Source organism: Sporichthya sp. (assembly GCF_013815995.1).
GTDB lineage: Bacteria > Actinomycetota > Actinomycetes > Sporichthyales > Sporichthyaceae > Sporichthya.
In genome coordinates this window covers 1-8,157 of the sequence record NZ_JACDFE010000205.1, presented here as the reverse complement: position 1 = coordinate 8,157, position 8,157 = coordinate 1, and the positions used below count along the sequence as shown (strand labels likewise).

General features: G+C 69.0%; 10 protein-coding genes and 1 tRNA gene. 6 read left to right on the top strand and 5 right to left on the bottom strand.

Features of this window, described 5'->3' with window-relative positions; translation table 11 throughout:
- Window positions 1–135 precede the first annotated feature (135 nt).
- Window positions 136–660 (top strand): GNAT family protein, encoded by a 525-nt coding sequence (locus H0X00_RS18900; protein WP_293773917.1) that lies wholly within the window; start codon window positions 136–138, stop codon window positions 658–660.
- Between the two features lie 196 nt (window positions 661–856).
- Window positions 857–1,798, top strand: a complete 942-nt coding sequence (locus H0X00_RS18895) for a PHB depolymerase family esterase (protein WP_293773916.1) — start codon at window positions 857–859, stop codon at window positions 1,796–1,798.
- 3 nt (window positions 1,799–1,801) lie between these two features.
- Here the strand turns inward: H0X00_RS18895 and H0X00_RS18890 are convergent, their stop codons facing one another.
- Window positions 1,802–2,512 carry a M15 family metallopeptidase gene (locus tag H0X00_RS18890; protein WP_293773914.1) on the bottom strand — a complete coding sequence of 237 codons (711 nt, stop codon included), beginning with the start codon at window positions 2,510–2,512 and terminating at the stop codon, window positions 1,802–1,804.
- Window positions 2,513–2,537: 25 nt separating this feature from the next.
- Between H0X00_RS18890 and H0X00_RS18885 the strand changes: the two genes are divergently transcribed.
- From H0X00_RS18885 to H0X00_RS18875, 3 genes are all read left to right on the top strand, one after another.
- Window positions 2,538–3,002: an SRPBCC family protein gene (locus H0X00_RS18885; RefSeq protein ID WP_293773913.1), complete on the top strand. Its 465-nt coding sequence runs from the start codon at window positions 2,538–2,540 to the stop codon at window positions 3,000–3,002.
- Between the two features lie 51 nt (window positions 3,003–3,053).
- A tRNA-Gly gene (locus H0X00_RS18880) sits at window positions 3,054–3,124 on the top strand.
- Between the two features lie 152 nt (window positions 3,125–3,276).
- Window positions 3,277–3,480 carry a hypothetical protein gene (locus tag H0X00_RS18875; protein ID WP_293773911.1) on the top strand — a complete coding sequence of 68 codons (204 nt, stop codon included), beginning with the start codon at window positions 3,277–3,279 and terminating at the stop codon, window positions 3,478–3,480.
- 55 nt (window positions 3,481–3,535) lie between these two features.
- On the opposite strand, the gene H0X00_RS18870 is transcribed toward H0X00_RS18875, so the two are convergent.
- Both H0X00_RS18870 and H0X00_RS18865 read right to left on the bottom strand, forming a co-directional pair.
- Window positions 3,536–3,766 (bottom strand): DUF433 domain-containing protein, encoded by a 231-nt coding sequence (locus H0X00_RS18870; protein WP_293773909.1) that lies wholly within the window; start codon window positions 3,764–3,766, stop codon window positions 3,536–3,538.
- A 497-nt stretch (window positions 3,767–4,263) separates the two neighbouring features.
- Window positions 4,264–4,752, bottom strand: a complete 489-nt coding sequence (locus H0X00_RS18865) for a heavy metal-responsive transcriptional regulator (RefSeq protein ID WP_293773908.1) — start codon at window positions 4,750–4,752, stop codon at window positions 4,264–4,266.
- 55 nt (window positions 4,753–4,807) lie between these two features.
- Between H0X00_RS18865 and H0X00_RS18860 the strand changes: the two genes are divergently transcribed.
- Window positions 4,808–5,767 carry an alkylmercury lyase family protein gene (locus H0X00_RS18860; RefSeq protein WP_293773907.1) on the top strand — a complete coding sequence of 320 codons (960 nt, stop codon included), beginning with the start codon at window positions 4,808–4,810 and terminating at the stop codon, window positions 5,765–5,767.
- A gap of 34 nt (window positions 5,768–5,801) precedes the next feature.
- Here the strand turns inward: H0X00_RS18860 and H0X00_RS18855 are convergent, their stop codons facing one another.
- A complete protein-coding gene (locus H0X00_RS18855; RefSeq protein ID WP_293773905.1) occupies window positions 5,802–6,707 on the bottom strand; it encodes a nucleotidyl transferase AbiEii/AbiGii toxin family protein in 906 nt (301 codons plus the stop codon).
- Window positions 6,708–7,227: 520 nt separating this feature from the next.
- A partial coding sequence (locus H0X00_RS18850) for a PP2C family protein-serine/threonine phosphatase (RefSeq protein ID WP_293773904.1) occupies window positions 7,228–8,157 on the bottom strand: 930 nt, incomplete at its 5' end.

Below are 8,157 nucleotides of genomic sequence, written 5' to 3'. Positions count from 1 at the left end.
TGGGCCGAGCACTGGAACACCGACCCGAAGCCCTTCATCTGGAAGGCGACCGCGGAGGAGATCATCGCCAAGGTCCGTCGCGGGCGTGAGGTCCTCAACCAGATCAATTCGCAGACGGACCACTAGGGCGTTCTGATGGCAGGCCCGCCTGAGTTGCACGGGCGAATCGTGCGGCTGCGCCCGGTGGATCGTGCGGACGTGGCGGCGCTGGCCGAGATCCGGCTGCAGCCCGAGGTGCGCCGGCACTGGCGTGGGTCCGACGACATGGAGTCCGAGGTGGTCTCCGACCTCGCCGAGCCGGACTCCACGCCCTACGTGATCGAGGTCGACGGTGCCGTCGCCGGCTGGATCCAGTGGGCGGAGGAGACCGAGCCGGACTACCGGCACGCCTCGATGGACATCTACGTTTCCGCGGCGCTGCACGGTCGAGGCGTCGGCACGGATGCGGTGCGCACCCTGGCCCGGCACCTGATCGTCGATCACTGCCACCACCGCCTCACCATCGACCCGGCGGCGGACAATGCGGCCGCGATCGCCTGTTACGCCAAGGTCGGATTTCAGCGGGTCGGGATCACCCGCCAATCCGAGCGCGGGCTGGACGGTTCCTGGCACGACGGCCTGCTGATGGATCTCCTCGCAGAGGACTTCCTCGACTCCTGACCGTGGTCCGTATCGCCGCCGCTCCCAGTGCACCTCTAAGGTGAGCCAACCCTTAGTTAGGAGCCCTAAGTCAAGCGAGCATGGATCGGCGCCCTGGTTCTCGGACACGAACACCTCGAGCGCCGACGTCAAGGGAGATGACGCCGTGCTGGGGCGCCTGACGCTTTCAGACTGACCGGACTGGCAGCCTGGTGCCATGCACCTGATGCGTTGGCGCCAGGCGGCCGGAACGACGGCGGCGGGGACCGCACTCGCGTGCCTGGCCGCGTTACCGATTGCCGTCCCCGTGCACGCCACGGTCACCAAGGACTCGACGCTCACCCTGACCGTGGACGGCCGGGTCCGGACCGCGCGGGTGCATCTGCCGAACCCCATGCCGGACGTGCGGAAGGTCCCGCTGGTGCTGTCCTTCCACGGATTGCTCGGCAGCGGCGACGGCCAGCAGGCGCTGTCGCAGTTCAACCACGTCTCCAACGAGAACGGGTTCATCGCCGTCTACCCCGAGGGGTACCAGCGCAGCTGGAACGACGGCCGCCGGGACACCCCATCGAATCGCGATGGCGTGAAGGACGTGAAGTTCGTCCGAGCCCTTCTCGACCAACTGGCGAAGCAGTATCCGGTCGACTCCGGCCGGGTGTTCGCGCTCGGGATGTCGAACGGCGGCTTCTTCGCCCAGCGTCTCGGCTGCGTGATGGGCTCACGGTTCGCGGCCATCGCGACCGTGGCCTCCGTGATGCCCAAGACCTCGGCCAAGCGCTGCAAGCCCGCAGAGCCGCTCTCGGTCCTGATGATCATGGGCACCGCCGATCCCCTCGTCCCCTACCGCGGCGGCCGGTTCGGCCGCGCGACCCTGCTCTCGGCGAAGTCCTCGGCCAAGCTCTGGCGCGAGCGGGCGCGATGCAAAGAGCCGACCGAGTCAGCCCTGCCCGACACCGCTCAGGACGGCACCACGACCCGGGTTCTCGTGGCCAACAAGTGCAAGGCCGGCGCGGCCGTGAAGTTGTACACGGTCGACGGCGGCGGGCACACCTGGCCGGGCGGCCTGCAGTACCTACCTGAAGCCACGATCGGGCGCACCAGCCGGGACTTCGACGCCAGTCGCACCATCTGGACGTTCTTCGCCGGCCACGCGCGCTGAGGACTACCCGCGCTTCTTGAGGGGCCGAGAGGGATAGCCGGTGTCGAAGTGCTGGTAGTCCGGGGTCTTGATGTCCTGCCAGATCCAGCCCTCGCGGATGAACAGCCGCCAGACCGGCCCGCCCTCCAGGATCTTGCCCGGGCCTGCCGTGCGCTTGCGGTACCTGGCGGACGGTTCCCAGACGTGGGTACGCGGGTTGAGCCAGGGGTTCTGGATCGGGTTGATGTCGATCGCGCGACCGTTCGCATGCGGTGACTTCATCGACGGCGAGTTGGCCTCACTCGGCCGGCGGCAGTTGTAGGCCGAGGTGTTGTTCGCCGCCATGCTGCGGTCGTCGCTACCGTTGAAGTGCTCAACCGGGGTCATCCGGTGGATCGGGAAACGCTTGTCGAACAGCTTGGTGAAGACCCGGCTCACGGACTCGACCACGTCACCGCGCACGACGATCGCGCCGCGCTTGACCTCGCCGTCGAAGTTCACGTGGTTGATCTCCAGGCGGCGCAGGTTCTTGCGCTTCACCGGGCAGGTCGGGCCGGCCATGCCGACCTCGACCATCCGCGCCCACTCGGCCTTGGTCAGCTTCCGCACGACCGGATCGGCCGACTCGTCGGCCGCGACCGCCGGCGCCGCGGGGGCAACCTGGATGTCGGCGCCCTGACCGCACCCGGCCACCAACGCCCCGGCGAGGACGAAGGCACCCGCTGCGGTCCGCATCCAACGAGGGTAAGAGACTTTCCCCATGAGCGACCTCACTCACAGCGAATCGATCCTCATCGCCGCGAGCCCGGAGGCGGTCTACGACCTGGTCTCCGACATCACCCGGACCGGCGAGTGGAGCCCGGTCTGCCAGGAGTGCTGGTGGGACTCCGGCGCCACCGGCGCCGTGGGTGACCTGTTCACCGGACGCAACGTGCTCCCCGACCGGACCTGGGAGACCCGCTGCACGGTGTTCGCCGCCGACCTCGGCCGGGAGTTCGGCTGGCTGGTCGGCGACTCCCTGGTGCGCTGGCTGTACTCGATGGAGGCGGAGGGCGAGGGCACCCGGCTGACCGAGGCGTGGGAGTTCCTGCCGAACGGGATCGCCCTGTTCCACGACCGGTACGGCGAGGACGCCGAGACCCAGATCGCCAACCGGACCGAGCTCGCGCACCGCGGCATCGCGGAGACTTTGGCCGCCATGAAGCGGATTGCCGAGAGCCGCTGAGCCGCTGAGCCGCTAGACTCTCCCCCTGACCGCTCCACGGGGGCGGCCAGCGCGGGTGTAGTTCAATGGTAGAACATCAGCTTCCCAAGCTGACAGTGCGGGTTCGATTCCCGCTACCCGCTCCCCCGCGAAAACAGGCTCTGACCTGCAAAGTCACTCGCGCCCCCTCCTCCCGGGATTGTCCGTGCGAGACCGCCGTGGGCCCTTAGAGGCCGTCCTTTAGCCCACGTACAGCCCGCGTCCAGCTGCGTCCCGCGGCGCGAAGTTGCCCGGCATGATCACACGCGTGCCTTATGACGTGGCGGTCTGGAAGCAAGCCGGCTCACTCTCGGACGAGGCCGCAACCGAGGAGTTCGAGCGCCGGGTAGAGGAAGCCGAGGGCCGCTACGAGGACGGCCTGCGGGAACGTGTCCATCGTGGTCCACGGCTATCCGTCGCGATCCGCCACAATCGGGTGCCGGTTGTGACATCGGTGTGACATCGACTGACGGTCAGCGCTCTATCGGGAGCGTTCTGATCGTCGAGGAGGAACCTCACGCGCCCAGGTGCAGCGGGAGTTCGCGGTCGCGCACCGCTTCTGCTGCGTACTGCAGGGCTTCGCGGACGTCGGCGGCCTCAAGGTCCGGGTAATCGGCGAGGATCTCCTCGACCGACATCCCCTCGGCGACCATCCCGACCACCGTGGCGACCGGGATGCGTTTGCCCCTGATGCACGGGACGCCGCCCATCTTGTCCGGCTCCGCGGTGATCCGCTCGAAGTTCATGGCCCAAGGCTACGCCGGGGTGCCGCATGCGGCCGGCAGCGCGCGAACCGCCGAGGGTCGACTAGCGCTAGGAGGAACGGAAGCTGAGCCGAATGACGAGCGCCCGGTTCCCTTGGATCGAAAGCGCCGGGCCTTCCCGCAGCCTCAACCGGCAGAGAATTGCGAGACAATCGCACTGGGTCGGGCGGAGGGGTTTCACCACGGCGATCGCCGGTTGATCCAACGTAGTGCGGGCCCGATGACGGGCCGGTTGTGGAGCCCGGTGGACGTGGCGGCATCCCGGATGCGGTTCGCGGTGGCGTGCAACTGGCGGACGACGGGCGGCGAATCCTCGTGGGCCCGGGCGCGCTGTCGCAGATTCGTGACGCACTCGAGGCAGACCGCGGCTTCGGGGCGGGCATCAAGGCGAAGCAGCCGTGTCTCAGGTTTCCGGTTGCCGCAGCACCAACACGAAGGCCGGCCGTCGGGGGCGTCGGTGTCCGCAGTAGACCGCGAGATCACGAGATGCCCCCCTCGACGCCGCCCCGGCCGATCGTGGTCGGCGGGAGCGGCCTGCCAGGTGTCCCGGCGCTGGGAACGGTGAGCCGATCGCGGCCGACGAGGATCGTGCAAATGTCTGCCTCGACGCACGCATCGGGATCGATCCCGGCGGCCCGATGGGCCAGCCGGCGCAGCCTCGTGCGTGTGGCGGTGAGCTCGGTGAGCCGGCGCTCGACCTGATCGAGATGCTCGGCGATGAGGGTGGAGACCTCGGAGCACGGCGCTTGGCCGTTGTCCCGCACGCTGAGGATGCGCCCGATGTCGGCGAGGGTCATCCCGGCGCCCTGAGCGTCGCGGATGAAGCGCAGCCGCTGGATGGCCTCGGCCGGGTAGTCGCGGTAACCGCCGCTGGTGCGCGGTGGTGGTGGGATCAGGCCCCGCTGTTCGTAGAAGCGGATGGTCTTGGCGCTGACATCGGACGCTTCCGCGAGGCTGCCGATCTGCATGTCTGCCAGCGTAGGTCTTGACCTTCCAGTGTGCTGGAACTCGTACGGTCCCCGCATGCTGCTCACCGTGCTGTCCGTGCCCGGATGCCCGAACGCTCCAGGCCTGGTCGACCTCCTGCGCGCCCGCATCGACGACCGAACCGACGACCTTGCCGTGATCGTGGTTGCCGACGATGAGCGCGCCCGTAGCTGGGGCATGACCGGTTCACCGACCCTGTTGGTCGACGGCTCTGATCCCTTCGCCGCGGCCGGTACCGATCCTTCGATCTCATGCCGCCTCTACCGCAGTACGGACGGCACCGTCGGGGGCGCGCCATCCGTCGCTGACCTGGAGGCGATCCTCAACACCGCCCATACCGCCGACAAGCGATCCAGCGGTGGGTGGAGCGACGCGGTGGGCCGGGCGGGTCAGGGTCGCCGCGCGCCGGTTGAACGCGGCCTGCGTGCCGTGCAGACGGCAGCGATTCGCGCTATCGCCGGCTCGGGGAATCCGCCTGGCGTGTCCGAGCTTGACCAGATCGCCGAGGTCTTCGGTCGCCGCGGCGCCGACGCGCTGCGCGAACTGGCGGCCGAGGACTATCTGACCCTTGATGCCGTCGGCCGGCTGCGGGCGGTGTATCCGTTCTCCACGGTTGCGTCCCGACATCGGGTACGGATCGAGGGCGGACCCGATGTCTGGGCGATGTGCGCGATCGACGCCCTCGGCGTCGCATCCATGCTCAACCGCACCGTGATCATCACCACGACCGATCCGATCACCGCCGACCCGATCAGCGTCCGGGCCACGCCGGATGACGCGTCGAGCAACCCGCCGGGCACCGTGGTGTTCGCCGGAAGCCGCTCCTGTGACGGTCCCGCCGAGCAGATCTGCTGCGACGCGATCAACTTCTTCGGCTCCCGCCACAGCGCAACACGTTGGGCCGCCCGGCATCCGGATGTCCGCGGAGAGGTCATGGATTTGGGCGACGCTGCCCTAGCCGGTCAAGCAATCTTTGGGCGCCTGCTCAAGGACTAAAGGGCTCAGTGGCCGAGCGGAGCTTGACCCTTGATCAAGTAGACCCGGATCCGGCCCGCCGTTCGGAGATACGAGCATCCGGCAGGGCCCCGCCGGATAACCGGGCAGGTTGCGGAGAGCCGTCGAGGTGGATCAGTGTGCTCCGACGCCACCCTTGAATCACCTGACGGACCATCATGGACGACCGCGGTCCCTGCCGGACCGGGGCGGGCGCGGCCGTAGCCGCGCTAAGCTGACGGAACGTCAGCACAACCGGCGAACGAGCTTTAGGAGACCTGGGCCGAGCGGTATCTGACGGACACTCATGGAAATGCAAGTGCGCGCGGACTCCATGGACTCCATTTGCGTGACTCGCCTCAGAATTCGTATGTCGACGACCGCTCTGGGTGCGGACCTCCATCCCCAGGCGTCCGCCGATCGCGCCCACCGCCCGGGTGATGTCGGCGATCCCGCCCTCGCTGCGCCGGACGTAGTCGAGGTCCTCGCTGTAGCGCAGCGGCTCGGCCAAGCGGAGCTTGTGCAGGCAGGTGCCACCACGAAACACCAACTCTCCGCCGAGGTAGGAGTCGTTCGCAACCTCGACGATCAACTGCGAGGGGAGCAGGTCCTGCTCGATCTGCTCCTCGGTCGGCCAGCGGGCGCGGCTGCCCCATGCGGTGATGGCGGGTCGGGGGATCATGACTCCGCGTCGGGGTACTCGTTGACGATCACGTTCCACCGTTCGTCGCGGTGACCAGCGCGCGGCGCGGACGGGTTGCGGATCACCGGTGCCGCGCGCTCTGCCGTCCAGGCACCGAGTCCCTGCAGCCAGGTGGATCAGTTCGGCTGCACCGCTGCGGGCAGCCGCATCCAGCGGGGTCAACGGCTCCCCGCCGGGCAACCAATCCAGGACGGCAGCGCGATCGAGTAGGTCGGCCGCGACGTCTGCGCCGAAGAACATCGTGAGCTGATCGTGCAGCCCCCCGCCACGTCCCGCCCGCGGATCCTCCGTGCTGAGCGTTCTCATATCGCCTTTCCTGCGAGCGCTACCGGTGACGTTGGCGCGACAGGATCCGCCAATCGGCCGGGTGCTGATGAGCGACTGTCTCGAACGCGACGGCATCCCCGAGCGACGCCGCAGCGCCGCGGACCGTCAGCCCTACCAAGCTGGCGCACGTCGTCCCAATTGCGGCGATCATCCTTCCTTGCCAGAACCGCCGCCGCCGGCATCGGGGTGCCGCCGTGGAGGTCGCAAGCTTGCGGCCCGTGGGGCGCTGGAGAAGCTCCGCCGGGTTGACCGGATGCTGGAAGCTTGTTCCGGACGTCAACCTGCGCCGGATCCGAGTGGTGAGTCCGCGGCGGGTTCGCGCGGTGCTGCCCGCGACCATTGAGCTGATATACCGTCAGATCCCCATCGAGGGCCGGGACGACATCGAGGGGCGGAACGCGTGAAGCCCGTCAGCAATGCCGCGTGGCCAGGATCAGTTCATCCGGGCGGCGAGCAGGCACAGGTCGTCGGTGAGGGCGCCGGTGGTGTAGTCGGCGGCCAACGCGCTCAGGGCGGCGATGGCTTCGGCGGGCGTTGGCCCGCGGAGCCCGGCGAGGGCGCGGGTGACCGCGTCGATGCCGAGCAGGCTTCCTTCGCGACGTGCTTCGGTGAGGCCGTCGGTGTAGAGCAGGATCCCGGTGCCTGCCGGTGCCAGGCGCGATCCCTCGAGGCAGCCGAGGTCGGTGTCGATGCCCAGCGGGATTCCCTGCCGGGTTGCGGTGAGTTCGACTCCGCCGTCGAGCCACAGGGCCGGTGGGTGCCCGGCGTAGGCCCACCGCAGGCGCCGCTGGGAGGGCAGATAGGTCAGGCACGCGGCGGTGATGAACTCGCTACCGGTCCCGGCCCGCTCGATCAGCGCGGTGTTCACCCAGTTCAGCAGCTGGGTTGGGTCATCGGAGAACGGGGCGATGGCGAGGAACGCGGTGCGCACGAAGGTGGCCCGACGAGCGGCGTGCAACCCGTGGCCGACCACGTCGCCGACGACCAGCACGGAGCCACCGTCGGGCCCTTCGGCGACCAGGTAGAAGTCGCCGCTGACGCGCTCGGCGGCCGGCAGGAACGCGGCGCTGAGGTCCAGGCCGGGGCGGGTCGGCAGGTGTGGGGGTGTCAGGGCCTGCTGGATCGCACGGAGGTCTTGGAGTTCGTCTTCGGCGCAGTCAAGGCGCGCGTGCAGCGCGGCGAGGTCGTCGTCGTGGATGCTCGCCTCGCGACGCAGGCGGGCGATCAGCCCGTGGGTGTCCAGGCCGGTGAGTTCGTCGCGGTAGGCGCGTTGCACTTCGCTGCGCCAGCGACGGCGATCATGGGCGGCGCGGTCACGGTCCTCAGCGGCCCGGGCGCGGTCGGTGGCGGCGCGGGCGCGGTC